The 26,168-nt window shown below is 59.8% G+C and carries 22 protein-coding genes; 11 read left to right on the top strand and 11 right to left on the bottom strand.

What is annotated here, in order from left to right:
- Positions 1 to 122 precede the first annotated feature (122 nt).
- Positions 123 to 752 carry a PAS domain-containing protein gene (locus tag VOY09_RS02210; protein WP_322892518.1) on the top strand — a complete coding sequence of 210 codons (630 nt, stop codon included), beginning with the start codon at positions 123 to 125 and terminating at the stop codon, positions 750 to 752.
- Here the strand turns inward: VOY09_RS02210 and VOY09_RS02205 are convergent, their stop codons facing one another.
- Complete coding sequence (locus VOY09_RS02205) at positions 753 to 2,123, bottom strand: class II 3-deoxy-7-phosphoheptulonate synthase (protein WP_322892519.1); 1,371 nt, start codon at positions 2,121 to 2,123, stop codon at positions 753 to 755.
- A 155-nt stretch (positions 2,124 to 2,278) separates the two neighbouring features.
- On the opposite strand from VOY09_RS02205, the gene VOY09_RS02200 reads away from it, so the two are divergent.
- The 7 genes from VOY09_RS02200 to VOY09_RS02170 all read left to right on the top strand — a co-directional run bounded on the left by VOY09_RS02200 (position 2,279) and on the right by VOY09_RS02170 (position 11,582).
- Positions 2,279 to 3,280, top strand: coding sequence for a GlxA family transcriptional regulator (locus VOY09_RS02200; RefSeq protein ID WP_322892520.1), 1,002 nt, complete (start codon positions 2,279 to 2,281; stop codon positions 3,278 to 3,280).
- Between the two features lie 133 nt (positions 3,281 to 3,413).
- On the top strand, positions 3,414 to 4,598 hold the full coding sequence (locus VOY09_RS02195; protein WP_322892521.1) for an ABC transporter substrate-binding protein: 1,185 nt from the start codon (positions 3,414 to 3,416) through the stop codon (positions 4,596 to 4,598).
- A 96-nt stretch (positions 4,599 to 4,694) separates the two neighbouring features.
- Positions 4,695 to 5,477 carry an ABC transporter ATP-binding protein gene (locus tag VOY09_RS02190; protein WP_322892522.1) on the top strand — a complete coding sequence of 261 codons (783 nt, stop codon included), beginning with the start codon at positions 4,695 to 4,697 and terminating at the stop codon, positions 5,475 to 5,477.
- Complete coding sequence (locus VOY09_RS02185) at positions 5,474 to 6,298, top strand: ABC transporter ATP-binding protein (RefSeq protein WP_322892523.1); 825 nt, start codon at positions 5,474 to 5,476, stop codon at positions 6,296 to 6,298. Before VOY09_RS02190 ends, VOY09_RS02185 begins: the two co-directional genes overlap by 4 nt.
- 454 nt (positions 6,299 to 6,752) lie before the next feature.
- On the top strand, positions 6,753 to 7,763 hold the full coding sequence (locus VOY09_RS02180; RefSeq protein WP_322892525.1) for a branched-chain amino acid ABC transporter permease: 1,011 nt from the start codon (positions 6,753 to 6,755) through the stop codon (positions 7,761 to 7,763).
- Entirely contained in the window at positions 7,760 to 9,064 is a 1,305-nt protein-coding gene (locus tag VOY09_RS02175) for a branched-chain amino acid ABC transporter permease (protein WP_322892526.1), read from the top strand. Before VOY09_RS02180 ends, VOY09_RS02175 begins: the two co-directional genes overlap by 4 nt.
- 55 nt (positions 9,065 to 9,119) lie before the next feature.
- Complete coding sequence (locus VOY09_RS02170; RefSeq protein WP_322892527.1) at positions 9,120 to 11,582, top strand: penicillin acylase family protein; 2,463 nt, start codon at positions 9,120 to 9,122, stop codon at positions 11,580 to 11,582.
- A gap of 47 nt (positions 11,583 to 11,629) precedes the next feature.
- Here the strand turns inward: VOY09_RS02170 and hflX are convergent, their stop codons facing one another.
- From hflX to dusB, 9 genes are all read right to left on the bottom strand, one after another.
- Positions 11,630 to 12,904, bottom strand: a complete 1,275-nt coding sequence (gene hflX, locus VOY09_RS02165; RefSeq protein WP_322892528.1) for a GTPase HflX — start codon at positions 12,902 to 12,904, stop codon at positions 11,630 to 11,632.
- A 2-nt stretch (positions 12,905 to 12,906) separates the two neighbouring features.
- Positions 12,907 to 13,140: an RNA chaperone Hfq gene (hfq, locus tag VOY09_RS02160; protein ID WP_007204924.1), complete on the bottom strand. Its 234-nt coding sequence runs from the start codon at positions 13,138 to 13,140 to the stop codon at positions 12,907 to 12,909.
- A gap of 110 nt (positions 13,141 to 13,250) precedes the next feature.
- Positions 13,251 to 14,771 carry a TrkH family potassium uptake protein gene (locus VOY09_RS02155; protein WP_322892529.1) on the bottom strand — a complete coding sequence of 507 codons (1,521 nt, stop codon included), beginning with the start codon at positions 14,769 to 14,771 and terminating at the stop codon, positions 13,251 to 13,253.
- On the bottom strand, positions 14,771 to 16,147 hold the full coding sequence (gene trkA, locus VOY09_RS02150) for a Trk system potassium transporter TrkA (protein WP_322892530.1): 1,377 nt from the start codon (positions 16,145 to 16,147) through the stop codon (positions 14,771 to 14,773). The genes VOY09_RS02155 and trkA overlap by 1 nt, the downstream gene beginning before the upstream one ends.
- The gene (locus tag VOY09_RS02145; RefSeq protein ID WP_322892531.1) at positions 16,144 to 17,547 is read right to left on the bottom strand and encodes a sigma-54 dependent transcriptional regulator; all 1,404 of its coding nucleotides are present in this window, start codon (positions 17,545 to 17,547) and stop codon (positions 16,144 to 16,146) included. Before VOY09_RS02145 ends, trkA begins: the two co-directional genes overlap by 4 nt.
- Positions 17,548 to 17,554: 7 nt before the next feature.
- Entirely contained in the window at positions 17,555 to 19,723 is a 2,169-nt protein-coding gene (locus tag VOY09_RS02140) for a PAS domain-containing sensor histidine kinase (protein WP_322892948.1), read from the bottom strand.
- A gap of 183 nt (positions 19,724 to 19,906) precedes the next feature.
- Positions 19,907 to 21,280: a response regulator gene (locus VOY09_RS02135; RefSeq protein ID WP_322892532.1), complete on the bottom strand. Its 1,374-nt coding sequence runs from the start codon at positions 21,278 to 21,280 to the stop codon at positions 19,907 to 19,909.
- Positions 21,280 to 22,356, bottom strand: a complete 1,077-nt coding sequence (locus VOY09_RS02130; protein WP_322892533.1) for a two-component system sensor histidine kinase NtrB — start codon at positions 22,354 to 22,356, stop codon at positions 21,280 to 21,282. The genes VOY09_RS02135 and VOY09_RS02130 overlap by 1 nt, the downstream gene beginning before the upstream one ends.
- A complete protein-coding gene (gene dusB, locus VOY09_RS02125; RefSeq protein WP_416236719.1) occupies positions 22,353 to 23,342 on the bottom strand; it encodes a tRNA dihydrouridine synthase DusB in 990 nt (329 codons plus the stop codon). Before dusB ends, VOY09_RS02130 begins: the two co-directional genes overlap by 4 nt.
- A 195-nt stretch (positions 23,343 to 23,537) precedes the next feature.
- On the opposite strand from dusB, the gene VOY09_RS02120 reads away from it, so the two are divergent.
- Genes VOY09_RS02120 through VOY09_RS02110 form a run of 3 tightly spaced genes read left to right on the top strand, consistent with a single transcriptional unit; the run spans position 23,538 to position 25,620 of the window.
- Entirely contained in the window at positions 23,538 to 24,671 is a 1,134-nt protein-coding gene (locus tag VOY09_RS02120) for a bifunctional 2-C-methyl-D-erythritol 4-phosphate cytidylyltransferase/2-C-methyl-D-erythritol 2,4-cyclodiphosphate synthase (protein ID WP_322892534.1), read from the top strand.
- The gene (locus tag VOY09_RS02115; RefSeq protein WP_322892535.1) at positions 24,668 to 25,156 is read left to right on the top strand and encodes a phosphatidylglycerophosphatase A; all 489 of its coding nucleotides are present in this window, start codon (positions 24,668 to 24,670) and stop codon (positions 25,154 to 25,156) included. The genes VOY09_RS02120 and VOY09_RS02115 overlap by 4 nt, the downstream gene beginning before the upstream one ends.
- Positions 25,153 to 25,620 (top strand): CinA family protein, encoded by a 468-nt coding sequence (locus VOY09_RS02110; RefSeq protein WP_322892536.1) that lies wholly within the window; start codon positions 25,153 to 25,155, stop codon positions 25,618 to 25,620. The genes VOY09_RS02115 and VOY09_RS02110 overlap by 4 nt, the downstream gene beginning before the upstream one ends.
- Here VOY09_RS02110 and VOY09_RS02105 read toward each other — a convergent pair.
- Complete coding sequence (locus VOY09_RS02105) at positions 25,581 to 26,054, bottom strand: type II toxin-antitoxin system RatA family toxin (protein ID WP_322892537.1); 474 nt, start codon at positions 26,052 to 26,054, stop codon at positions 25,581 to 25,583. The two genes, VOY09_RS02110 and VOY09_RS02105, sit on opposite strands and share 40 nt — an antisense overlap.
- Positions 26,055 to 26,168: the final 114 nt, after the last annotated feature.

The raw sequence follows: 26,168 nt of genomic DNA, 5'->3' as shown, positions 1-26,168 counted from the left end.
CCGCTGCCGTTAACCCGTTAACACTTTGTTAAGTGAAGTTGCCGGATACTTAAGCTATGTCTGGCGGTGTAAATAGTGTGTCCATTCCGAACGGAATGGTGTTTTTCAGTTCCGAGGGTCTCATGTCACCAACGCGCGATCATCCCGAAAACGGGCGCGACAGTCTGCCAGGCGCCGATTGTCCGATTTTACGCAGTCTTGAAGCCTATTGGCAATCCTTGCGCCATGCCCGGCGTATTCCAGCGCGTAATGATATCGCGCCAGATCAGATCGACGCGGCCTTGCCCTATGCCTTTGTCCTGCAAAGGGTCGCCCCCGGTGTCGCGCGCATGCGGGTGGCAGGACAACGCATCCATGATCTGCTGCGGATGGATGCGCGCGGCATGCCGGTCAGCATCCTGTTCGCACCCGGCAGCCGCGACGCGCTGTCCGATCTGGTGGAAACCGCCTTTGTCCGGCCTGCGATCATCGCTGCCGATCTGATCGCACCGGCGCAGCTGTTTCACCCAGCGCTGGCAGGCAGAATAATGCTGCTGCCCCTGCGCGACGATCAGGGCAAGACCAGCCGGGTGCTGGGGGCCTTGGTGACCAAGCCAGTGACAGGCAATGCGCCAAGACGGTTTGATCTGGCTCCCGGACGGACGCTGCGGATCGACAGTCTGGCTATCGGACTGGTCAGCAGCCAGCCTTCACCACAGCAAAAGCCGGACGCGATACGCCCGGCTTTGCGATTAATCGTCAATAACGCCTGATCAACTGGCCTTGGCCTGGCCGATCTTGTTACGGCGGGCGGAAAGCTCTTCCGCCACAAGAAACGCCAGTTCCAAAGATTGAGAGGCGTTCAGGCGTGGATCGCAGGCGGTGTGATAGCGGTCTGACAGATCCTCATCCGTCACAGCCCGCACGCCGCCGGTGCATTCGGTGACATCTGCGCCAGTCATCTCGAAATGCACACCGCCGGGGATCGTGCCTTCGGCATTGTGGATGGCAAAGAATTCCTTCACCTCGCGCAGCACCGATTCAAACGGCCGGGTTTTATAGCCGGTCGAGGATTTGATCGTATTGCCGTGCATCGCGTCACAGGTCCAGACGACATTGGCGCCTTCTTCCTCAACCGCACGGATCAGACGTGGCAGGTGATCACCCACCGCCCCTGCGCCAAAGCGGGCGATCAGCGTCAGACGGCCCGGCTCATTGTCGGGGTTCAGCGACGCCATCAGCGCCTTCAGATGCCCCGATGTCATCGACGGGCCACATTTCAGGCCAATCGGGTTCATCACACCTTTGCAGAATTCGACATGCGCGCCATCCGGCTGCCGCGTGCGGTCGCCGATCCAGATCATATGGCCCGAGCCTGCCAGCATCTTGCCCGATGTGGAATCCAGACGGCAGAGCGCCTCTTCATATTCCAACAACAAAGCTTCGTGGCTGGTATAGAAATCCACCGTCTGCAATTCATGGTTCGTATCTGTCGTCAGACCGGCAGCCTGCATGAAATCCAGCGTATCGGTGATCCGGCTGGCCATGTCGGAATATTTCTGCACTTCATTGGCATCGGTAAAGCCGAGCGTCCATTGATGCACCTGATGCACATTGGCAAAGCCACCCGTCGAAAAGGCGCGCAAAAGGTTCAGCGTGGCGGCAGCTTGCAGATAGGCCTGCAACATCCGCTCTGGATCAGGGTTGCGCGCCTCTGGCGTGAAATCGAAACCGTTGATGATATCGCCACGGTAGCTGGGCAATTCCACGCCATCGATCACCTCGGTCGGTGCGGAGCGTGGCTTGGCCATCTGGCCCGCCATCCGGCCGATTTTCACCACCGGCACTTTCGCGCCATAGGTCAGCACCATCGCCATCTGCAACAGCACCTTGAACGTGTCGCGGATACCATTGGCGGAAAATTCCGCAAAACTTTCGGCACAATCGCCGCCTTGCAGCATGAACGCCTCACCCCGGCTGACGGCAGCAAGCTGCTTTTTCAGCTTGCGCGCTTCACCTGCAAAAACGAGCGGAGGATAGCTGGCAAGACGCGCCTCGACAGCCGACAACGCTGCCGCGTCGGTATAATCGGGCATCTGGACTCGTGGCTTTTTGCGCCAGTCCGATTTCTGCCAGTCAGTCATGGTCTTGCTCCAGTCAACTATTTCGCTTTTTGCCCGCGTGGTATAGCGCGCCTATCCGGCAGGGCCAATGCCAATCTGCACCACCGACATTTGCCCTTGTCGCGCAAGAGGAAAACTGGTGATGTCCCGCGACGTCCCAGCCAAAGTAAATCGCCATGAGCCAAGCCCCCCAGATCATCGATGTCGGCCCTGTCGCGAAACCGCGCCGGTTTGTCTTTGTGCTGATGGATCAGTTTACCATGCTGTGTTTCGCCTGCGCGGTGGAAAGCCTGCGCATCGCCAACCGCACGGCGGGCAAGCAGATTTACGATTGGGTGATCATCGGTGATGGCGGCGATATCGCCACCTGCTCCAACGGCTGCGCCTTCAAGCTGGAATCCGACCTGATCGAACTCGATCGTGACGACACGATCATGTTGTGCAGTGGGCTCGATGTGCAGAAAGCCACCAGCAAACGCATCCTCAACTGGCTCCGGCGCGAGGCGCGGCGCGGTGTGCAGGTCGCGGGGCTTTGCACCGCTGGCTATACAATGGCCAAGGCCGGGCTGCTCGACGGGAAACGCGCGACGATCCATTGGGAGAATCAGGACAGTTTTGCCGAAGAATTCGAAGATGTGATCCTGACCAAATCGGTGTTCGTGGTGGACGGCAACCGGATCACCACCGCTGGCGGCACGGCGTCCATTGATCTGATGCTGAAACTGATCGCCGATCACTTCAGCGAGGATCTGGCCAATGCCGTTGCCGATATCCTGATCTATTCCGCGATCCGCACTGATCAAGACACGCAGCGCCTGTCGATCCCCACCCGCATCGGCGTGCGTCATCCCAAACTGTCGCGGGTGATCCAGCTGATGGAAGGCAATATCGAAGAACCGATCAGCCCTGCCGTGCTGGCGCGCGACGTGGGCATGTCGACGCGGCAGCTGGAACGGCTGTTCCGCCGCTATCTGGCCCGCAGCCCGAAGCGGTACTACATGGAACTGCGGTTGCAAAAGGCGCGTAATCTCTTGATGCAGACCGATATGACGGTGATCAATGTGGCGCTGGCCTGCGGTTTTGCCTCGCCTTCGCATTTTTCCAAATGCTATCGGTCGCATTACGATACCACACCATATCGCGAACGCGGCAGCCACGCGGCTCGCCTGCCTGAGTGACGCAAGGGCAACGGATAATTCACTGAATCAAGGCGAGTTTAAAGGCCAAATCACTTTTGGTTCAGCCTTTCCTTTTGGAAACACCCTGCTAATCTGCGCCGCAGGGTAAAAATATCCAATAAGGGAGACGACAATGAAAAAACTGATGATGGCAACGACCGCCATGACACTGATCGCGAGCGGCGCATTTGCGCAGGACGTCAAGATCGGTGTGATCCTGGGCTTTACCGGCCCGCTGGAATCGATCACGCCTGCGATGGCAGCCGGTGCCGAACTGGCGATGGCCGAAGTCACCGAATCCGGCCTGTTGCTGGATGGCGCTGCGGTCGAATCCGTCCGTGCAGACAGCACCTGCCTTGATGCCGCTGCCGCAACGGCGGCTGCTGAACGTCTGATCACCTCGGATGCAGTCAATGCCATCATGGGCGCGGATTGTTCGGGCGTGACCGGCGCGATCCTTGCAAACGCAGCGCGGCCCAATGGGATCGTGATGATCTCGCCTTCCGCCACCTCGCCCGGCCTGTCCACTGCCGAAGATGATGGTTTGTTCTTCCGCACCGCCCCCTCTGACGCGCGTCAGGGCGTGATCATGACCGAAATCATTCAGGATCGGGGTTTCGACAGCGTCGCAATCACCTATACCAACAATGATTACGGCAAAGGTCTCGCCGATGCATTCCAGGCCGAATTTGAGGCTGCAGGTGGCACTGTGACGATCTCTGCAGCGCATGAAGACGGCAAGGCCGATTACTCTGCTGAAGTCGGCGCCTTGGCATCCGCCGGTGGTGACTTGCTGGTTGTCGCGGGCTACGTCGACCAAGGCGGGTCCGGCGTGATCCGTGCCGCACTCGACACCGGCGCCTTCGACACATTCTACCTGCCCGACGGCATGGTCGGTGCCGCGCTGAACGACCGTTTCGGCTCCGAAATTGACGGCACCTTCGGCTCCTACCCCGGCACCGACAGCCCGGGTGCGGCGCTGTTCGTCGATCTGGCCGAAGCGGCTGGCTTTGACGGCACCAGCACCTTTGCGCCTGAATCCTATGACGCTGCCGCGCTGATCATGCTGGCGATGGCGAAAGCTGAGTCGACCGATTCCGCTGTCTACAAAGACCACGTCATGGACGTCGCCAACGAACCGGGCGAAATGATCTATCCGGGCGAACTGGCCAAGGCGCTGGAACTGATCGCCGCTGGTGAAGACATCAACTACGAAGGTGCCTCTGCCGTGGAACTGATCGGGCCCGGCGAATCCGCTGGCAATTATCAGGAAATCGAATTCGTGGATGGCGTTTACTCCACCGTCGGTTACCGTTAATTCCACCTGATCGGAATCGAAGCGGCGCAGGGCATCACGCCTTGCGCCGCTTTTCAAAGCAAGACGGGCGATAACGTCCGCGCGCGGGGAGCAAAAATGATCGTCGTTGAAAATCTGGTGAAGACCTTTGGTGGTTTTCACGCTGTCGATGGGGCATCCTTGCGCATCGAACAAGGGTCCATTACCGGGCTCATCGGTCCAAACGGGGCCGGAAAAACCACGCTTTTCAATGTCATCGCCGGTGTTCTGAAACCAACCTCCGGGCGCGTCACGATGATGGGCGAAGACATCACAGGCCTGGAACCGCATCAGTTGTTTCACAAAGGGTTACTGCGTACCTTTCAGATCGCGCATGAATTTTCATCCATGTCCGTCCGCGAAAACCTGATGATGGTGCCTGCGGACCAATCGGGTGAAACGCTCTGGAACGCATGGTTTGGCCGCAAACGGATCGCTGATGAAGAACGCGCCTTGCGAGCCAAGGCCGATGAAGTCATCGAATTCCTGACCATTGAACATCTGAAAGACGAACGCGCGGGCAATCTGTCCGGTGGGCAGAAAAAACTGCTCGAACTGGGGCGCACAATGATGGTCGATGCCAAGATCGTCTTTCTCGACGAGGTCGGCGCAGGCGTGAACCGCACCCTGCTCAATACCATCGGCGATGCGATCATCCGGCTGAACAAGGAACGCGGCTACACCTTTGTCGTGATCGAACATGACATGGATTTCATTGAACGGCTTTGCGATCCGGTGATCTGCATGGCCGAAGGCCGCGTGCTGGCGCAAGGCACGCTGGCAGAGATCAAGGCCAATGAACAGGTGATCGAGGCCTATCTGGGCACCGGTCTGAAGAACAAGGATATGGTGGCCACATGAGCAATGCCTATCAGGACAGTCGTGGCAACAAGGACCGGTCCATCACCAACCCCGCCGGTCAAGGCAGCGAGATGCCACGCAACAAAAGCGGCAAGGTCACAGCCGCGCAGGGCAGCCCATTCCTGATTGGCGAGGCAATGACCGGCGGCTATGGCAAAGGCCCCGATATCCTGCACGATTGTACCATCGCCGTGGAACGCGGCGAAATTGCGGTGATCGTCGGCCCCAATGGTGCCGGCAAATCCACCGCGATGAAAGCGGTGTTCGGGATGCTGAACGTCCGCTCTGGCCGTGTCTTGCTGGATGGCGAGGATATCACCACGCTGACACCGCAGGACCGGGTGGTCAAAGGCATGGGTTTCGTGCCGCAGACCTCCAATATTTTCACCTCGATGACGGTCGAAGAGAACCTCGAAATGGGCGCCTTCATCCGCCGTGATGATTTCCGCGATACGATGATGCAGGTCTATGATCTGTTCCCGATCCTCAAGGAAAAGCGCCATCAGGCGGCGGGCGAATTGTCCGGCGGGCAGCGCCAGCAGGTCGCGGTCGGCCGCGCGCTGATGACCAAGCCCAAGGTTTTGATGCTGGACGAACCGACCGCCGGAGTCAGCCCGATCGTGATGGATGAATTGTTCGACCGGATCATCGAAGTTGCGCGCACCGGCATTCCGATCCTGATGGTTGAACAGAACGCGCGCCAAGCGCTTGAAATCGCAGATAAAGCCTATGTCTTGGTGCAGGGCCGCAACGCCCATACCGGCAGTGGCAAAGAATTGCTGGCAAACCCCGAAGTGCGCCGCAGCTTTCTTGGGGGATAGAGTGTTTTCAGTCGATACAACCAATAGAGCAGATTACTATGCTTATCTTGCACGATTAAATTTTGAGTGCGCTGATCATGCAGATAGAAAGATTGGCTTCCTGCCTGGTTATGAGTTGGCTGCGCCGCCGCCAGTTATGACACTTTGCGCACACGCAATTGAGCTATCTTTAAAATCTCTTCTCCTTAAAAACGGCAACAACGAAGATGAAGTTCGGAAACTAGGGCATGATCTTGTGAAATTGTGGGACACTTGTAAGGCAAACAACGCAAACTTGCCCCAGATCGACGAGAACATTCTGGCAATAATCTCAGACTTACTAACGTCTCATCGGCTTCGCTACGGTGAACAACCGAAACTGGGCAGGGTACCTGTATATGGACCACTCAGCGAACTGGTTCGTCAGTGTCTGGATCTTTGCGGCGCCCCCCAACTAGCAGATTTGGTGAATTAAATGGATTTTCTCAACGCCATCGTCGTGCTGGCCAATTTCGTGATAGTGCCGGGGCTGGCCTATGGTGCGCAGCTTGCTTTGGGTGCTTTGGGTGTCACGCTGATCTACGGCATCCTGCGGTTTTCCAACTTTGCCCATGGCGACACGATGGCCTTTGGCACCGCGATCACCATCATCGGCACCAATGCGCTGCTGGCGGCGGGGATCACCTTTGGTCCGCTGCCGACCGCCTTGCTCGCCCTGCCCTTTGGCATCGCGATCAGCTGTCTGCTGCTGCTTGGCACCGATTGGGCCGTCTATAAATTCTACCGTGTGAAAAAGGCGGCTCCGGTCATTCTGGTGATCGTCTCGATGGGTGTCATGTTCGTCATGAACGGGATCGTGCGGTTCATCATCGGCGTGGGTGATATCAATTTTGCCGATGGCGAAAGGTTCGTCGTGACCGCAGGTGGGTTCCGTGAGGCCACCGGGCTGGCCGAAGGGCTGGCCATCCGCACCACGCAGGTCATTACCGTGGTTGTCGCCCTGATCGCCATGGCGCTGTTGTTCTGGTTCCTGAACAAGACCCGCACCGGCAAATCCATGCGCGCCTTTTCCGATAACGAGGATCTGGCGCTGTTATCCGGCATCAACCCCGATTGGGTGGTCAAGGTGACATGGATGATTGTCGCCGCCCTCGCCACCACGGCGGGCGTGCTTTATGGGCTGGATAAATCCTTCAAAGCCTTCACCTATTTCCAGTTGTTGCTGCCGATCTTTGCCGCCGCCATCGTCGGGGGTTTGGGCAATCCGTTGGGCGCTATCGCCGGTGGTTTCGTGATCGCCTTCAGCGAAGTCACCGTGACTTATGCGTGGAAACGGGTGCTGACCTATGTCGTACCGGAAAACCTTGCCCCTGATGGCTTGGTCCAGCTTATGTCAACCGATTATAAATTCGCCGTCAGCTTTGCGATCCTGATCATCGTCTTGCTTTTCAAGCCGACCGGCCTGTTCAAAGGGCAATCCGTATGAACCCCGCAATCCGCGCACCGCTGCTGTTTGGTTTCGTCGCTCTCCTGATGATCGGGACCGGCCTCGTGCAGGGGTGGAATTCCACCCTGCTGATTCTCAATATGGGGCTGATTTCCGCGATCATGGCGCTGGGGGTCAATCTGCAATGGGGCTTTGCCGGCCTGTTCAATATCGGGGTCATGGGCTTTGTTGCCTTAGGCGGTCTGGCCGCCGTGCTGGTCGCCACACCACCGACACCGGGGGCTTTTGCCGCCGGGGGCTGGAATGTTCTGATCGGGCTGACACTGGGTGCCGCGACTGTCGTAGCCGCCGTGCTGGCGCAGACCCGGATGCAAAAGGGCCGCATCCGCAATCTGACGACCATCGCAATTCTGACTGTCGGCTTCTTTGTTTACCGCGCCGTCTTTGATCCCGGCGTCGTCGCGATCGAGGCGATCAACCCTTCGGTCAGCGGCAATATCGGTGGTTTGAACCTCCCGATCCTGCTGGCATGGCCCGTGGGCGGCTTGCTCGCCGGGGCGGCGGCCTGGGTCATCGGCAAGACAGCGCTTGGCCTGCGATCCGATTATCTGGCGATTGCGACGCTGGGCATTGCCGAAATCATCATTGCCGTCCTGAAAAACGAAGACTGGCTGTCGCGCGGCGTCAAAAACGTCATCGGCCTGCCCCGCCCTGTCCCGTTCGAGATTGAGTTGCAGCAGGACCCCGCCTTTGTCGAACGCGCGCTCAGCTTTGGGATGAACCCGGTCTGGGCCTCGGGGATCTATACCAAACTTGCCTATGCGGGCCTGTTTGCCATCGTGCTGCTGATCCTGCTCTGGATGGCGGAAAAAGCACTGAACAGCCCATGGGGCCGGATGATGCGCGCGATCCGCGACAATGAAACCGCGGCACGTGCCATGGGCAAGGATGTCACCGCGCGGCATCTGCAGATCTTCATCCTCGGCTCGGCCATTTGCGGCATTGCGGGGGCGATGATGACCACGCTCGACGGGCAATTGACGCCGGGCAGCTATCAGCCGTTGCGCTTTACCTTCCTTGTCTGGGTGATGGTGATCGTCGGCGGCTCGGGAAACAATTGGGGTGCCGTGCTGGGCGGTATCCTGATCTGGTGGCTTTGGGTGCAGGTCGAACCGATGGGTCTGGCGCTGATGCAGCTGCTGTCCAGCGGTCTGGCCGATGGCAGCGCAATGCAGACCCGGATGGTCGATGCCGCCGCCCATATGCGCCTGCTGACGATGGGTCTGCTGATGCTGATCGTGCTGCGGTTCAGCCCGCGTGGATTGATCCCCGAACGGTGACTTGTTCTTCACCTCTGCCCTGCTAGAAGGGGCAGAGGTGACAGGCGAGGGCGTTATGGTCGTGATCTTTCGGTGGCTGGTCAGACTGACCACAGGGGTTATCGTGCTGGTCGTGGCGCTGGGCGCTCTGGCCTATTATTTCGCCACACGCTCGCTGCCCGATTACAATGGCACAGCACAGGTCCCCGGCATTTCCGCCCCGGTCGAGATCGTGCGCGACAATGCCAACGTGCCGCATATCTTTGGTGACAGCGATCCTGACGTCTTCTTTGGCCTTGGCTATGCCCATGCGCAGGACCGGCTGTGGCAGATGACGATGCTGCGCCGCACTGTGCAGGGACGGCTGTCAGAACTGTTCGGCACCCGCACAATCGGGATTGATGAGGTTATGCGCCGCTATGACCTTTATTCCGCCGCCACAGCCTCTGTCGCCGCACAGGACGCCGAAACTCTTGCCGCGCTGGAAGCCTATGCCGATGGCGTCAATGCCTGGCTCGCAGAGGTGAACAAAGGTGCCTTGGGCCGCGGCGCGCCGGAAATGTGGCTGTTCAACCATGCCATCGCCCCATGGCAACCTGCCGATTCCATCGCGATTCTGAAACTGATGGCGCTGCAACTGACCTCCGGCGTTGAAAATGAAGTGCTACGCGCCCGCACCTCACTCATCGTCAGCCCCGACCGTCTGCGCGATATCCTGCCGGATGATCCGACCAGCGGTGTGGCGGCCCTGCCCTCCTATGCGGCACTTGTGCCGGGCGTTCCGGACTATACGCCCAATACCCGCATGGCCTATGACCCGTTGATGCCGGTCCCGCCACGCGCCTTGGCAGGCGCATCAAACGCCTGGGCCTCCAATGCGACACGTTCTGCTACCGGGTCCACCTTGATGGCCAATGACCCGCATCTGGGGCTGACAGCACCCAGCATCTGGTTTCTGGCACGGCTGGAACTGCAGGACGGTGGCGTGATCGGCGGCACCATCCCCGGCGTGCCGGTGATCCTGTCAGGGCGCAGCGCCAATCTGGGCTGGGGGCTGACCACGGCCAATGTCGATGATCAGGATATCTTTCTGGAACAGGTCAACCCCGACAATCCCGACCAATATCGCGGGCTCGACGGCTGGAAAAACTTCCGCGCCCGCGAGTCCATCATCAATGTCAAAGACCAGCCCGCCGTGACGATCCGCCTGCGCTGGACCGAAAACGGGCCAGTGATGCCGCCCGATCAGTTCGATCTGGGCACGATCACCCCGCAGGGCCATGTCACGGCGATTGGCTGGACCGCCCTGTCGCAGCAAGATACATCGATGTCTTCAGCCATGGCGCTGATGCGCGCGCGCTCTGTCACTCAGGCGATTGCGGCAGGTGAAGGCCATATCGCACCGGCGCAGAATATCACGCTGGCCGACCGCAACCGTGTCGCCATGCAGACCATCGGCGCGATGCCGATCCGTGACGCGGCGCATCAAAGTCAGGGCCGCTACCCCAGTTTCGGCTATCTGCCCGAAAACCGCTGGCAGGGTATCTTTCCCTATGCCGATAACCCGCGTTTCGTGAACCCCGAAGGCGGCATCGTCGGCAATACCAATAACAAGATGATCGACCGCCCCTTTCCCGACCACGTCTCCTTTGACTGGGGCGACACGCAGCGGGTGATCCGCTGGCGCAACCTGATGCAAGCGCGCGAGGTGCATACCCGCGACAGTTTCATCGAGGCGCAGCTGGATACCGTCAGCGTCACCGCCCGAACCCTGCTGACCTTCATGGGCGCCGATCTGTGGTTCACCGGTGACGCCGCCCCCGATGGCACGCCGGAACGGCGCAGGCAGGTCGCACTGGAACTGCTGGCGGCCTGGAATGGTGAGATGAACGAACATCTGCCCGAACCGCTGATCTATGCCGCCTGGGCGCGCGCGTTTCAGGCGCGGGTGATCCGCGATGAACTGGGGCCGCTGGCCGCGGAATTCACCCATCTGGACCCGGTGTTTCTGGAACGGATTTTCCGCGATGTGGATGGTGCATCCATCTGGTGCGACGTCATCCAATCCGCCCCGGTTGAGACCTGCACCGATATCGCAAGTCAGGCCTTGGACGAGGCGCTGATCTGGATCACCGAAAACCACGGCCCCGCGATCGAGGCTGTCCGCTGGGGCGACGCTCATCAGGCAACGCATGACCATCCGGTGCTTGGCACCACGCCGATCCTTGGCTGGATCGTCAATATCCGCCAATCGACCAGCGGCGATGACAACACGCTGATGCGCGGCCGCACCCGTGGCACCGGGCCTGCGCCATTCCAGAACGTCCATGCGGCAGGGTTCCGTGGGGTCTATGATTTCGCCGACCCGGATTCATCGGTCTTCATCTCATCGACCGGGCAATCAGGCCATCCGTTCTCGCGCTATTACGACAATCTGGGCGAGCTGTGGCGGCGCGGTGAATACATTCCGATGTCGCTGGACCCGGATCTGGCGCGCGCAGCAGCCGTGGGGGTCACGGTTTTGGAGCCCGCCGAGTAAAAACTTTTAAGCCTCCGGCGGGGATATTTATACTCGGAAGATGAGGATCAGAGGCGGTTGAAACGTTCTTCCTGCAAGGCGGTCCAGAACACTGTCATTTTATAGCCGTCTTCTGTCTGTTCGTCGTGCGTAACAATCCCGGCCTCGAACAGCCACGCGCGTTTGCGGCCATCGGCAAAGCCTAACGTCAGCACAGCCTCGGTGCGTGGATCTTTCAGCTTTTCCGGGATCGCGGCCAGCAATGCCGCCATCCCCTCACCCGTAATCGCAGAGACAGCGAACAGATCATCCGTGCGCGCGGCCTGATTGACGCGTGCCTCACGCGCTTCGCCTTCCAGCAGATCGACCTTGTTCCAGACCTCGATCAAAGGCGCGCCTTCGGCAACACCCAGCTTTTGCAGGATCGCCATGACATCGCGGGATTGTTCCTCGGTCTGGTCATGGCTTATATCGCGCACATGCAGGATCAGATCGGCGTCCAGCACTTCTTCCAATGTCGCACGAAACGCAGCCACCAGTTCTGTCGGCAGATCAGAGATGAAACCGACTGTATCGGACATGATGATCTCATCGCCCGTCGGCAAGGTGATCTTGCGCATCGTCGGATCAAGCGTGGCAAACAGCATGTCCTTGGCGAAAACATCCGCCCCGGTCAGGCTGTTGAACAGGGTCGATTTGCCCGCGTTGGTATAGCCCACCAAAGCGACAATCGGGAACGGCACTTTCGCGCGTGACGCCCGGTGCAACGCCCGGGTGCGACCAACCTTGTCCAGCTGACGGCGCAGTCGGACCAATTGATCATCAATCGCGCGTCTGTCCGCCTCGATCTGGGTTTCGCCGGGACCACCGACGAAACCAAGCCCGCCACGCTGCCGTTCAAGGTGGGTCCATGCGCGGACCAGCCTTGTGCGTTGATAGGACAAAGCCGCCATTTCGACCTGCAACACACCTTCGGACGTCCGGGCGCGGTCGCTGAAAATCTCTAAAATCAGCCCGGTTCGGTCGAGCAGCTTGACCCCCCAGGCCTTTTCCAGATTGCGCTGCTGCACAGGTGTTACCGGCCCATCGACCAGCACAAGTTCAACATCGGCAGCGGCAAAACTGGTTTTCAATTCCTCGATCTTGCCTTTTCCGAACAATTTGCCCGCATGCATCTTGGGCAGGCGCACGATATCGGACCCAACCACTTCCAGGTCAGGCAAGGCCGCAGCCAGCGCCACCGCCTCGGCCAAGGCAGGCACAGGCGCGCGGCGCGTATGGTCGGATTTGAGTTCCGGGTGCAGCACCCAGGCCCGTGTGACGGGCTTATCGTGTTCTTGCAAAACTATTCTTCGCCTTCATAAAGGCTGATCGGTTGCGCCGGCATGATCGTCGAGATCGCGCTTTTATAGACCAGCTGCGATTGACCGTCGCGCCGCAACAGCACGCAGAAACTGTCAAACCAGGTGATCACACCCTGCAACTTGACGCCGTTCACCAGAAAGATTGTCACCGGAACCTTGGTCTTGCGGACGTGGTTCAGAAATGCATCTTGCAGATTTGCTTTATCGGCGGCCATAACCACACCCTTTTTTTGTTCTTGTGACCGCAGACCGGCCCCCCATTCCGCTCTAGTATGTCCTGCTGATTGCAGAGTTTCCAGCCCCAAAAAGACAGGCGCACCAAGGACTAGCGCTGCCAGATCTCTGGATTGAACAGCGCGATAATCGCCAATGTCTCTAACCGGCCCAGCACCATGGCCCCTGCAAGGATCATCTTGGCCGCATCGGGCAGTTCGGAATAAAGGATCGGGGTTTCTGCGGCCACCACGGCCAAAGGCCCGGTGGTCGACAAGGCCGCGACAGCCAGCACCATGCCGGTTTCAAAGGCGACACCTGTCAGCGACAACAGCACCATGACCCCCGCGATGCTGAGCGCGAAAAGCATGAAGAACACCCATGAAATATAGGCCCCCTGTTTGCGGATGCGCCGCGCATCGCGCCCGCCGCCGCCCACCGATGACGGTGACAGGAGGCGTTCCTGTTCGCGTTCCAGATGCCGGAACAAGGCATAGATCCGCAACAGCTTGACGCCACCCGCCGTGGTCGCCACGCCGCCGCCGATCAGCGCCAGACCGATCAGGAACAGCCCGGGCGTGCTGAGCCGCGACCAATCTGTCGCCCCGTCCCAGGCGCGCGATTCAAAGCCCGTCGTCGTCAGGAAAGACGTAACGGTGAACAAAGCGCCCCAGAATGATGTGAAAACATTGCGCAGGCTGGTCCAGCCGCTGCTGTCCGGTGTCCCGGTATAATGGCGCGCAAACAGCAGCAACGTCACCAGAACAATCAGCACGATGGCGGTGATGAATTCAGGATCGCGCCACAGAACCTGATTTCTTTCGCCGGTGATTCCGCGCGAAAACGTCAACCGCGACAGGGCAAAAGCAAAGAAAGCAAAAATCAGCACCTCACCCAGAAACCCCGAGGCGGCGAAATTCAGCCCGCCGATCGGCGTGATCCCGGATGTGGACAGCACCGCCATGGCATGGGCCAGTGCGACATAAGGTCGCTCGCCCAGCATCATCAGCCCGATCCACAGCATCAGCGTCAGCCCCATATAGACCGGGGTCAGCGCGAGCGTATAGCGCACCAGCCGTTCAGACGGGTCACTGACCGCGCCGATCTGGGTCAAGGTGCCGGTGGTGCCTTTGCCGACCGCCGCGGTGGCGCGCACCTCGAACCCGCCCAGATTCATCGGGGCAAAGATCGACACCGCCGTAATCCAGACCAAAAGCCCCCCCAGCCAGCCTACGGTCGAGCGCCACAGATGCTGCGACGGGGTCAATGCGCTGATCCTTTCATAGGTGGTGGCGCCTGTTGTGGTAAAGCTCGACACCATTTCAAACCAGGCGTCAAAAAAGCTGGTGTTCCGCACCGCCTCATAAAACGGCAGGGCGAACATCAATGGCAGGACCGAAAACGCCGCCAGCAGCCCGATCAACTGGCTGCGCGCCACGTTGCTGGGCGCGTAATTCGACATTGTCAGCGCGATCAGCACGGTCAGCACCGAAAACAGGATGAAACCGTAGAAAAACACCCGCATCGTGGTGAAATCCTGCACGATGGCGGCATGGGTCGCGGGCAACAGCATGGCGATGGCACCCAGCCCCATCAACACCACAAAAAACGGAAGGCGGATGATCCACTGCATCAGAAAAAGTCGATACTGACCTGCAACAGCCGTTCCACCTCTGGCACATCGGGGGTCATGGCGAAAATGGCGATCACATCGCCTTCTTCGATCCGGGTTTCCGATGTGGGGCGGATGACCTTGCCTTCCTTCATCATGCCGCCGATCAGCACGCCTTCGGGGAAATCGACATCCTTGATCTTTTGCCCTGAAATGGGCGAGGTGCCCAGCACCTGCGCCTCGATCACTTCGGCCTCGGCATCGCCGATGGAATAGACACCGCGCACCCGGCCATGCCGGATATGGCGCAGGATCGAACTGACCGTGGTAGCACGCGGGTTGATATAGGCATCGATGTCCAGCGGGCCCATCAGCGGCACCAAAGTCGGGTCATTGACCAGAGAGATCGCCATTTTGCAGCCCATTTCCTTGGCCCGGACAGCGGCGAGCAGATTGGTCTTGTCATCATCCGTGACCGCCAGCACCGCATCGGCATTGGCAATCCCGGCCTCATCCAGCAGGGCGGTGTCCAGCCCGTCACCATGCAGCACGATGGTCCGGTCCAGCGTATCGGCGGCGCGTTCGGCGGCATTGCGGTCTTTTTCAATGACCTTGACCCGGACACGGTCGGTCCGCGCTTCCAGCGCCAGTGCGACGCCCAGCCCGACATTGCCGCCGCCGATGATGACGATGCGTTCCTGCTTGGCCTGAGTCTTGCCGAAAATCTCTAACGTCCGGTTCAGGTCCTGCGTATGGGTGAAAACATAACAGGCATCGCCCGCAAAAATCTGATCGCCCGCCGAAGGGACGAACAATGTCCCGTCCCGCCTGATCCCCACGACAATGGCGCGCAGGGTGGAAAACAGATCGGTCAATTGCCGCAGCGGCGTGTTGATGACGGGGCAATCATCCTCGATCATGATCCCCAGTAATTGCGCCCGCCCGTCCAGAAAGCTTTCGGTATCAAAAGCCGCAGGCGCAGCAAGGCGCTGCAAAGCGGCCTCGGCCACTTCGCGTTCTGGTGAAATCACCACATCAATGGGCAGGTGATCGCGGCGATAAAGATCGGAATAGGCGGGGTCCAGATAGGTCTGGGCCCGCAGACGCGCAATCTTGCGCTGCACGGCGAAAACCGAATGCGCGACCTGACAGGTGACCATATTCACCTCATCCGAATAGGTCGCGGCGATGATCATATCGGCGTCGCGCGCGCCCGCCCGTTCCAGCACATCCGGATGGCTGGCATAGCCCGCGACCCCTTGCACATCGAGCGTATCTGTCGCGCGGCGCACCAGTTCGGGATTATTGTCCACCACGGTGACATCGTTCTTTTCGCCCGACAGATGCCGGGCGATCTGCCAGCCGACCTGCCCCGCGCCACAGATGATGACTTTCATTCCAGATCACCTTCAAGATAGGCGACACGCCCGCCCGATTTAGAGGTGGTGACCACTCCCAGTGACTTTAGCTTGCGATGCAAGGCAGACCGTTCCATCCCGACAAAAGACGCCGTGCGGCTGATATTGCCGCCGAAACGGTTGATCTGGGTCAGCAGATATTCACGCTCAAACAACTCCCGCGCCTCGCGCAAAGGCAAGGTGGCCAGCCCACCGGCCAGTACGATCCGGCTGTCATCATCGGTATGATCCTCGGTCGATGGCAATTCGCGGGCGGATATTTCGCCGCGGCTTTCGCCAAGAATCAGAACACGTTCCATGACGTTCTTCAACTGCCGTACGTTGCCCGGCCAATGCATCGTCTGCAAAAGCGCACGCGCATCATCGGCCAGTTTGCGCAATGGCAGGCCTTGCGCCGTGTTGAACTGCGCAATGAAATGTTCTGCCAGCACCGGAATATCCTCACGCCGTTCTTCCAGTGCGGGCACCGCAATCGGCACGACATTCAGACGATGAAACAATTCTTCGCGGAACACACCTGCGGCGATGGCAGCGGACAGATCACGGTTGGTGCTTGAGATCACCCGCAGATCGACCTGCACCTTGTCATTGCCACCCACCCGCTGGAACCGCTGATCGACCAGCACCCGCAGGATTTTTGACTGCGTGCCCAAAGGCATATCGGCCACTTCGTCGAAATAGATGACGCCGCCATTGGCCTCTTCCAGCAGGCCATGTTCGATGCCGCGCCCGGCATCTTCACGGCCAAACAACACCTCTTCCATCCGGTCAGGCGCGACAGAGGCTGAACTGACGGTGATAAACGGGCCAGAGGCCCGGGCAGAATTGGCATGAATGTAACGCGCGGCAATCTCCTTGCCCGATCCGGCAGGCCCGGTCAGCATCACGCGGCCATTCGATTTGGTCACCTTGTCCAGCTGCGATTTCAACGTGCGGAAGGCCGCACTTTCGCCGATCATTTCCGCAGAAACGCTTTCTCCGCGCTTGAGTTCGCTGTTCTCGCGACGCAGGCGCGAGGTTTCCATCGCACGGCGAATAACGACCATCAACTGGTCGATATTGAACGGCTTTTCGATGAAATCATAAGCACCCTGTTTGATTGCCGCGACAGCAATTTCGATATTGCCATGGCCCGAAATAATGACAATCGGCACCTCGGGGTGATCGCGCTTCACCGCTTTCAGGATATCAATCCCATCCATGCTGCTGTCCTTGAGCCAGATATCTAGGATCATCAGCGCCGGTGTTTCGGTCGCGATCTGCGCCATACATTCGTCAGAAGTGCCAGCCAACCGCGTGGTAAAGCCTTCATCGCGCAGGATGTCAGAGATCAGTTCGCGGATATCGCGTTCGTCGTCGGTAATCAGGATATCGCCCATATCGTCCTCATGCAGGTATTTTTGCTTTTAAAGTCGCCGCCGGCACTGCCGGAAGCTGAATGATGGCCTGCGCACCGTGATGCGTCTGGCCTTCGAAAACATCAGCATCCGTCAGTGTCAGACTGCCGCCATGTTCCTCGATGATCTTCTTGACGATAGGCAGGCCCAGCCCGGTGCCTTTGTCGCGTGTCGTCACATAGGGTTCAAACAGACGCAACCTGTCTTCGGGCAACCCGATGCCATTGTCGGAAATCGTGATCGCAACCCGGTTGCCATCCTGATGCATCGCGATCCTGACCTCTGCCTCATAACCTTCAGCATCGTTTTTTTCGATATAGGTTTCAGTCGCTTCGCCCGCATTCTTGATCAGGTTCAGCAAGGCCTGACTGATCATCGTCGCATCCATATCCGCCAGCACCGGCTCCTGCGGCAGATCGGCGGTGATGCGGACCTTTGGCTGGCCCGCACGCTGCAAGGCCACCGCATCGGTGACGACTTTGCTTAAATCATTCAGTACCAACACCGGCTCCGGCATCCGCGCGAATTTGGAAAACTCATCCACAATGCGGCGCAAGTCATTGGTCTGGCGGATGATCACATCGGTCATCTGATCCAATGCGGCAACATCATCGCCGACCTGCGCGCGGAATTTGCGTTTGATCCGTTCAGCAGACAGTTGGATCGGGGTCAGCGGGTTTTTGATCTCATGCGCGATACGCCGCGCAACATCGCCCCAGGCGGCCATGCGCTGCGCGCTGACCAGATCGGTGACATCGTCAAAGGCGACAACATAGCCTTCCAGCGCGCCTTCCGCCGTGCGGCGCGGCGACATCCGCACCAGCAGGCTTTCCTGCTGGCCTTTGCGGATCAGGTTGATCTGATCCTGCACGGAATCGTGGCCGGACTGGCGGACCTCATCAAACAAAGCCCCGAATTCCGGCACAGCGACCGACAAAGACGCATCCGCCGCGGCATCGCTGACCGACAATAACCGTCCGGCAGACGGGTTCACAAAGGTCACCCGCCCATCCGCATCAAGGCCCACAACGCCCGACGTGACCGAACTCAGCACAGAATCAAACAGCCGCCTGCGCCGTTCCGACATCCGGTTGCTTTCCAGCAAAGCCTCACGCTGGCCTTTCAACTGGCCGGTCATCTGATTGAAATAATGGCCCAATTGCGAAATTTCATCGTCGCCGTCATCCTCGATCACGCGCACATCCAGATCGCCTGAACCCACCCTTTGCGATGCGGTCACCATGCGTCCGATGGGCCGCGACAGCCGTTCGGCAAACCAAAGCCCGCCCCAGATCGCGCCCAGGATCAGGATCAGCGCAAACCCCAGATACAGCAGCCCGAACTGGAACAGCAACCGGCCCCGGTCGCTGGCCAATTGTTCATATTGCTGCACGGTTTCGGTGGTTTCATCCAGCAAGGCCAGCACATTCCCGTCCACAGCGCGGGTGACATATAAAAACCTGTCCGGGAAGGTTTGCAGCGGGATCAGCGCGCGGAATTCGTTATTGGCCGGATCTTCGATGATCAGCAGCTGTTCCGCACGGGCGCGGGCGAACTCCTCTGCGCTGGGTTGTTCATAATAGAAATCGTAAGACCCCACCGCGCGGGCCGCGATCACGCCCGCACTGTCGATGACAAAAGCCTCGGTCAGGCTGCGGTCAATCTGGCCCTGCACATCAGCCAGCGCCAGCCGGACGTCCCCGTCATCCATGAACAGATCGCGTTGGCGTTCACGGTTCAGGTAACTGGCCAGGCCTTCAGCATCGCGGGTCAGGTCGTGGATATGCTCCTCTTCATAGGCCTGCGCGGTGGTGAGCGAGGTGCGCAGCACATTGCCCACAGGTTCTGAAAACAACCCGTCCAATGCGACCGACAGCAGCAGTACCGAAAACACCGCGACCAGCACGGTCGGGATCAGGGCGGACACCGCAAAAACACTGGTCAGCCGCAGATGCAGCCGTGACCCGGCAGACTTTGCGCGCCTTGCGGCAATCATCTTGGCCACCAGCCGCATGACCAGCGCCATCACGATCAGCACATAGATCAGGTCGATCAGCAGGACCAATTGCAATTGCGGCGATGACGCACCCTGCCCCAATGGCCCGACGACAAAATAGGTCAGCGCCGCCAGCACCGGCGCCGCGATGATCAATGTCATGGTCAGTGCATTTTGCACGTGTCGCTGGCGGAACCAGCGGCCCAGACGCGCAAAATCCAATGTCAGAAGGGAACGCCGCACGCATGCGCCTTGTCATTGAGGTGAGGTCGCCCCCACGTTACCGCAATATGTCATGGCCCAGTTTACAGTCTGACGCAGATGGGCCACATTTCTGTTGCGGTTTTACATCAATTTGCGGCGGCGTGTCACGCGGATATCAAGGTCTGTAATCTTCTTGCGCAAAGTATTGCGATTGATCCCCAAAAGATCGGCGCATTTGGCCTGATTACCGCCCGAAGCATCCAGCGCGATCTCGATCAGCGGCCCCTCGACCTCTTTCAAAATACGGTTGTAAAGACCGGGCGGCGGCAAGACCCCGCCATGCAGATCGAAATAGCGCCGCAGATGTTTGGCGACAGAGGCCGACAGTTTCTCGCCCTCGCCCCCCGACCGAAGCGGTTCAATCGCAGGCTGGTTACCCAGCACCATCTCAACCTCGGCGCGGCTGATCTCTTCCTCGGCTGCCGTAAAGACCAAGCGGCGTACGGCGTTTTCCAACTGGCGCACATTGCCCGGCCAGCTATAGGCGCGCACCATATCCAGCGCGGCTGTGCCGAACCGCCGGACAGGTGCGCCATCACGTTCCGCGCGGGCCAGAAAATGTTCCGCCAGCAGCGGGATATCGTCAACGCGTTCACGCAAGGACGGCACCGCGACAGTGACACCGCCAAGGCGATAGAACAGATCCTCGCGGAACTTGCCCTCTTCCATCCGCGCCATCAGGTCCGATTGCGATGTCGCCATGATCCGCGGCGCATTCTCGCCCAAAGCATCCAGCATCCGCACGATCCGCCCCTGATCGGCGTCCGACAGATCGCTGACCTCATCAAACAGGATCGTGCCACCACGCGCACGGCTGAGGATCGTCGACGGCCCATCCATCCCATCCAGATCAGCGGCAGAGACCGTGATAAACGGCAGGCTGCGCCGGTCAGAAAAATCATGCACCGCGCGCGCGATCAGGGATTTGCCGGTCCCGCTTTCGCCGGTGATCAGCACTGGCAATTGCGTATTCATCACCCGTGCAACAAGGCGATAGAGCGCCTGCATCACCCCGGTGCGCCCGACCAAGGGCAGATCACCGCCCTGTTCGGTCGCGTTCACATCGGGGATGCGCGCAGGCCCCGCCCGGCGCTTGGTTTCGAGCGCACGGGCGGCACGTTTCATCAGATCGGGCAGATCGAAAGGTTTGGGCAGGTAATCATAGGCATCAGCCTCTGCCGCCTGAATCGCCGTCATGATCGTATTCTGCGCCGAAATCACGATCACCGGCAGGCCGGGGCGCAGCGCGGCGATCTTGGGCAATTGCTCCAACCCGTTACCATCGGGCATGATGACATCGGAAATCACCAGATCGCCTTTGCCTTCGTCCACCCAGCGCATCAGCGTCACAAGCGATGATGTGGCATGGACCTTGCACCCCGCCCGCGTCAGCGCCTGCGTCAATACGGTGCGGATCGTGCGGTCGTCATCGGCAACCAGAATTGTCCCGTCCATCACTCTTCTCCTGTTTCAGTCTCTTTGGGTGCCAGCGGCAACGAGATGCGGAACACTGTGCGCCCCGGCACGGATTCAACCGAAATCCACCCACCGACATCGCTGATCAGCTTTGACACCAGCGCCAGACCCAGCCCGGTGCCGTTTTCACGACCCGACACGAAGGGTTCGAACACATCATCGGCAATATTGGGCGGTAGGCCCGGCCCGTCATCGATCACCTCGATCTGCAATGGCAGCCGCGCCTGCGTGCCATCGGTCCGGCGCACCCGCAGGGATGTGTCGTAAAACGTATGCAGCCTTATCGCACCACCGTCCTTATTCGCCTCGGAAGCATTCTTCAGCAGGTTCAGAAACACCTGCAAAAGCTGATCAGCATCCGCCATGGTGCGGGGCAAGGACGGGTCGTAATCCTCGATAAACAGCATATGCGCGCCAAACCCGACCGAGGCGCTTTGCCGCGCGCGGTCCAGCACATCGTGGATATTGACGGGTTTCAGCAAGGGTGGGCGCAGATTGCCGAATTGTTCGACCTGTTCCAGCAATTTGACGATACGGCGGCTTTCCTCGACGATCAGATCGGTCAATTCCTGATCTTCTTTGCTCAGCCCCATCGACAGCAGCTGCGCAGCACCGGTGATCCCGGCCAGCGGGTTCTTGATCTCATGTGCCAGCATTTCGGCCATGCCGATCGCTGATTTCGCGGCCTTGGCGGATGACAGGTTCTGCGTGATCCGGCTCGCGATCTCGCGCGGGCTGATCATGACGATCATCACATCGTCGCTGCCCTGCACCGGGGCGAATTGCAGATTGCATTGCATCGGCGCATTTTCACCGCTGCCGACATCGACATCATTGACGAAAAGCGATGACCGGTTCGCGCGGGCGCGGGCAAACGGTGCCTCCAGTGGCGCATCAATCAGCACCTTTTCCCATATCCTTTGCCCGACCAGCGACCGTGTCGACAGGTTCAGAAAACTCTCTGCCGCCGCATTGCTTTGGATGATCACATCATCGCCGTCCAGCAGCAGCGCGGGCACCGGGAGGGAGGACCAAAGCGCGGAATCCTCGATCATGCCGCCACCCGCAGCGCCAAAGCATCCGGCAGATCGCGCAGCACGTCATCAGGGTTGGCATGGGTCAGGATCGCCTTGCGTAACCCGGCAGGCGTGCCCGCATCATCCATATACCACCCCAGATGTTTGCGCGCCACGCGGCGGCCCATATCGATCCCGTAAAACGACAACATTGCTGTGTAATGCCCCGAAACCATGTCATAAAATGTCGACCCTTGCGGTATCACCGGCAACGGCCCGCCATGCAAAGCCGCCGCCACCTGCGCCAAAACCCAGGGCCGCCCCTGCGCGCCGCGCCCGATCATCACGCCATCCGCCCCCGATTGCGCCAGCGCATCACGCGCCGCCTGCGGCCCGGTGATATCGCCATTGGCGATGACGGGGATCGTCACGGCATCCTTGATCGCGCGGATCGCCGCCCAATCGGCGCTGCCTTTGTAAAACTGACAGCGCGTGCGCCCATGGATCGTGACCAGCCTGATCCCGGCATTTTCCGCACGCCGCGCCACATCAGCGGCATTCAGGCAATCATGATCCCAGCCCAGCCTTGTTTTCAGCGTGACCGGGACCTTGACCGCATTTACCACCGCCTCGATCAACCGCAAGGCATGATCCGGGTCGCGCAGCAGCGCCGAGCCCGAATAGCCATTGGTCACTTTCTTTGCCGGACAGCCCATATTGATATCGATCATCGCTGCGCCATTGGCCTCGATCATCCGCGCCGCCTCGGCCATCCAATGCGCCTCACGTCCGGCGATCTGCACAGCGGTGCCTGCCTGATCAAACCCCAGCTCGGCCCGTTCGCGCACGCCGGGTTTCGCCTGCACCATTTCCTGACTGGCGACCATTTCGCTGACGACCCAACCGGCCCCGAAAGACGCCACCAATTGCCGGAACGGCAGATCGGTGATCCCGGCAAGCGGCGCCAGCGCCACAGGTGGCTGCAAGGACAATTGGTCAAGATCAATGGTATTGTTATAAGCCAAGGAGATCACATGCGCCTAAAGGGTGTGCGTTGCCGTTGAAATAGGCCGGATCAGGTGACACCACAACGCCATCCGGGGTGAATTATCCCCATTCCATAGCATATGCCCAAAACTTAGGCAAACCGCCCGACAAAGAGACGAATTGCACCGCCCTGCGCAGCAGCTTACACCTGTGATAGCAACGACAGGATCACCATGAGCATCTGTGCCATCATCGTCGCCGCAGGCCGTGGCACCCGCGCAGGCGGGGATATTCCCAAACAATGGCAAAGGCTTGGCAGCCGCAGCATTGCCGCCCATGCGATGCAGCCTTTCGCGGATCATCCGCTGGTGAGCGATCTGGTGCTGGCGCTGCATCCCGATGATATCAACAGCGATCTGTGGCGCGACATGCCAAAGGCGCAGGTCATCGCCGGTGGTGCGACCCGCAAGCAAAGCGTCATGGCAGGCCTCGCCGCCGCGCCCGCAGGCACGACGCAGGTGCTGATTCACGACGCCGCCCGCCCTTTGGTCACTGCGGCGATCATCGACCGAGTCTTGGCGGCACTGGAAACGCATCAAGGGGCCGCACCCGCCGTCGCTGTCACCGATACGCTCTGGCACGGCGAGGGCGATCAGGTCACCGGCGTGCAGGACCGCAGCGCCCTGTACCGCGCGCAAACACCGCAGGGGTTTCACCTTGCGCCCTTGCTCGCCGCCCATCAGATGCATCAGGATGACGCCACCGATGACGTCGGCGTGGCCCGCGCCGCCGGGCTGGACGTCGCCATCGTGCCGGGCGATGAAAGCAATATCAAAGTCACGACGCCCGGCGATTTCGCCCGCGCAGCCAGATTGATGGGACAGAATATGGATATCAGATGCGGCAACGGCTATGACGTCCACCGCTTTGGCCCGGGTGATCATGTCTGGCTTTGCGGCGTGAAGGTCCCGCACGGCCGGTCCCTCCAAGGCCATTCCGACGCCGATGTCGGTATGCATGCCGTGACCGACGCGATCTATGGCGCGCTTGGGCAGGGCGATATCGGCCAGCATTTCCCGCCGTCAGACCCGCAATGGAAAGGCGCGGAAAGCCATATCTTCCTGCGCCATGCCGTGGCCCTTGCCCATGACGCTGGCTACCAGATCAGCAACGTCGATTGCACCTTGGTCTGCGAATACCCCAAAATCGGCCCGCACCAACCGGCAATGAAAGCGGCGCTCGCCGCCATCATGGGCCTTGCTGCCGACCGCATCAGCGTGAAAGCCACCACCTCCGAACGGCTCGGCTTCACCGGGCGCGAGGAAGGCATCGCCTCTCTGGCCACAGTCACATTGGTGAAATCATGAGTCATCTGATCGCAACCTTTTTCTACATCGGCCACCTGCGCCCCGCCCCCGGCACCTGGGGATCACTCGCCGCTTTGCCCGTTGCCTATGCGCTGGCAATACTCGCAGGCCCTTGGGCCTTGGTCGCGGGCATCGTGCTGGCCTATGCCCTCGGTGTCTGGGCGACCGGCGTGGAAACCGCAGGCAAAGCCGATCACGACCCTTCCGAAATCGTGATTGACGAGGTCGCAGGCCAATGGATCGCCCTCCTGCCCGTGGTATTCGGTGCCGCCGCCCGCGACGCCGATCTGCTGGCGCTCTGGCCCGGCTGGGTCGCGGCCTTCCTGCTGTTCCGCCTGTTCGACATCACCAAGATCGGCCCCATCGGCTGGGCCGACCGCAAACATGGCCCGACCGGCGTCATGCTGGACGATGTGATCGCGGGTCTCTTCGCCGCCATCGGCGTCATGGCGCTGGCCGCCCTGTTCCATCTGGTGCTGCTATGAATCCCGCCGCCGTGCTGGACGCGGCCAAAGCGCGCGGCATGATGATCACGACAGCGGAAAGCTGCACCGGCGGCATGATCAGCGCGGCACTGACGGATGTGGCGGGATCATCAGCCGTCTTTGACCGGGGCTTTGTGACCTACACCAATGCCGCGAAAATGCAGATGCTGGGGGTGCAGAAAGCCACGCTCGACGCGCATGGCGCAGTCTCCGAACAGGTGGCGGCGGAAATGGCGCAAGGCGCGCTGGCACATTCAAATGCGCAACTCTCTGTCTCGGTCACTGGCATCGCAGGGCCGGGCGGGTCAGACCACAAACCCGAAGGCCGCGTCTGTTTCGGTATCGCCACAACGATCGAGTGCCAGACAGAAACAATCGAATTCGGCGCTTTGGGCCGCGCACAAGTGCGGCAAGCCTCAGCAAATCACGCCTTGGGCTTACTCTTGGCCGCCTTGTCATCATAAAGCTCATGCGCGCGGCGCTCGAACGCGCGCACGATCCGCTGCATCGCCTCGTTGAAAAACATCCCCGCAGCACCCTGCAACAGCCGATTGCGGAATTCGAAATCGACAAAGAACGACACTTCGCAGCCGCCCTCCACATCCCGGAAATTCCACTGGCTTTCCATATGTTTGAACGGGCCATCCAGATAAGCGGTGTCAATCCGCCGGGTCTCGGGCCAGAGCGTGACCTGTGATCCAAAGGTTTCCCGAAACACTTTGAACGAAATCACCAGATCGGCCAACATCACGATATGATCGCCCTTATCAACCGTGCTGCGGATGCGTGCGGCAGCGGTCCAGGGCAGGAATTTCGGGTAATTGGCAACATCGCCAACCAGCGCATACATCTGGTCCGCAGCAAAAGGCAGAACCCGGGTTTCGGAATGTTGTGGCATCATCGCACTCCTTGGCTTTGCGCTCTGTCGGCCAAAACGGTGCGGGTTTCAAGGGCAGCGCGTCAGAAATGCACCATTGTCGCAGTCCGCGATTTGCGCCACAACACCCCTGCC

The sequence above is a fragment of the Yoonia sp. 67-2 genome (genome assembly GCF_035117555.1).
GTDB lineage: Bacteria > Pseudomonadota > Alphaproteobacteria > Rhodobacterales > Rhodobacteraceae > Yoonia.
Note: the sequence above shows the minus strand (reverse complement) of the source record. Positions and strands in the feature narration are given on the sequence as shown.

Excerpts from the sequence above, each read along its gene's own strand:
- VOY09_RS02205 (WP_322892519.1), bottom strand. The coding sequence starts at position 2,123 with ATGACTGACTGGCAGAAATCGGACTGGCGCAAAAAGCCACGAGTCCAG.
- VOY09_RS02135 (WP_322892532.1), bottom strand. The coding sequence starts at position 21,280 with ATGGACGGGACAATTCTGGTTGCCGATGACGACCGCACGATCCGCACC.
- VOY09_RS02195 (WP_322892521.1), top strand. The coding sequence starts at position 3,414 with ATGAAAAAACTGATGATGGCAACGACCGCCATGACACTGATCGCGAGC.
- VOY09_RS02145 (WP_322892531.1), bottom strand. The coding sequence starts at position 17,547 with ATGGGCGATATCCTGATTACCGACGACGAACGCGATATCCGCGAACTG.
- VOY09_RS02105 (WP_322892537.1), bottom strand. The coding sequence starts at position 26,054 with ATGCCACAACATTCCGAAACCCGGGTTCTGCCTTTTGCTGCGGACCAG.
- VOY09_RS02110 (WP_322892536.1), top strand. The coding sequence starts at position 25,153 with ATGAATCCCGCCGCCGTGCTGGACGCGGCCAAAGCGCGCGGCATGATG.
- VOY09_RS02130 (WP_322892533.1), bottom strand. The coding sequence starts at position 22,356 with ATGATCGAGGATTCCGCGCTTTGGTCCTCCCTCCCGGTGCCCGCGCTG.
- VOY09_RS02115 (WP_322892535.1), top strand. The coding sequence starts at position 24,668 with ATGAGTCATCTGATCGCAACCTTTTTCTACATCGGCCACCTGCGCCCC.
- VOY09_RS02200 (WP_322892520.1), top strand. The coding sequence starts at position 2,279 with ATGAGCCAAGCCCCCCAGATCATCGATGTCGGCCCTGTCGCGAAACCG.
- VOY09_RS02140 (WP_322892948.1), bottom strand. The coding sequence starts at position 19,723 with ATGACATTGATCATCGCGGCGCCGGTGCTGGCGGCGCTGACCTATTTT.
- VOY09_RS02155 (WP_322892529.1), bottom strand. The coding sequence starts at position 14,771 with ATGCAGTGGATCATCCGCCTTCCGTTTTTTGTGGTGTTGATGGGGCTG.
- VOY09_RS02180 (WP_322892525.1), top strand. The coding sequence starts at position 6,753 with ATGGATTTTCTCAACGCCATCGTCGTGCTGGCCAATTTCGTGATAGTG.
- trkA (WP_322892530.1), bottom strand. The coding sequence starts at position 16,147 with ATGAAAGTCATCATCTGTGGCGCGGGGCAGGTCGGCTGGCAGATCGCC.
- hfq (WP_007204924.1), bottom strand. The coding sequence starts at position 13,140 with ATGGCCGCCGATAAAGCAAATCTGCAAGATGCATTTCTGAACCACGTC.
- VOY09_RS02175 (WP_322892526.1), top strand. The coding sequence starts at position 7,760 with ATGAACCCCGCAATCCGCGCACCGCTGCTGTTTGGTTTCGTCGCTCTC.
- VOY09_RS02170 (WP_322892527.1), top strand. The coding sequence starts at position 9,120 with ATGGTCGTGATCTTTCGGTGGCTGGTCAGACTGACCACAGGGGTTATC.
- VOY09_RS02120 (WP_322892534.1), top strand. The coding sequence starts at position 23,538 with ATGAGCATCTGTGCCATCATCGTCGCCGCAGGCCGTGGCACCCGCGCA.
- VOY09_RS02210 (WP_322892518.1), top strand. The coding sequence starts at position 123 with ATGTCACCAACGCGCGATCATCCCGAAAACGGGCGCGACAGTCTGCCA.
- VOY09_RS02190 (WP_322892522.1), top strand. The coding sequence starts at position 4,695 with ATGATCGTCGTTGAAAATCTGGTGAAGACCTTTGGTGGTTTTCACGCT.
- VOY09_RS02185 (WP_322892523.1), top strand. The coding sequence starts at position 5,474 with ATGAGCAATGCCTATCAGGACAGTCGTGGCAACAAGGACCGGTCCATC.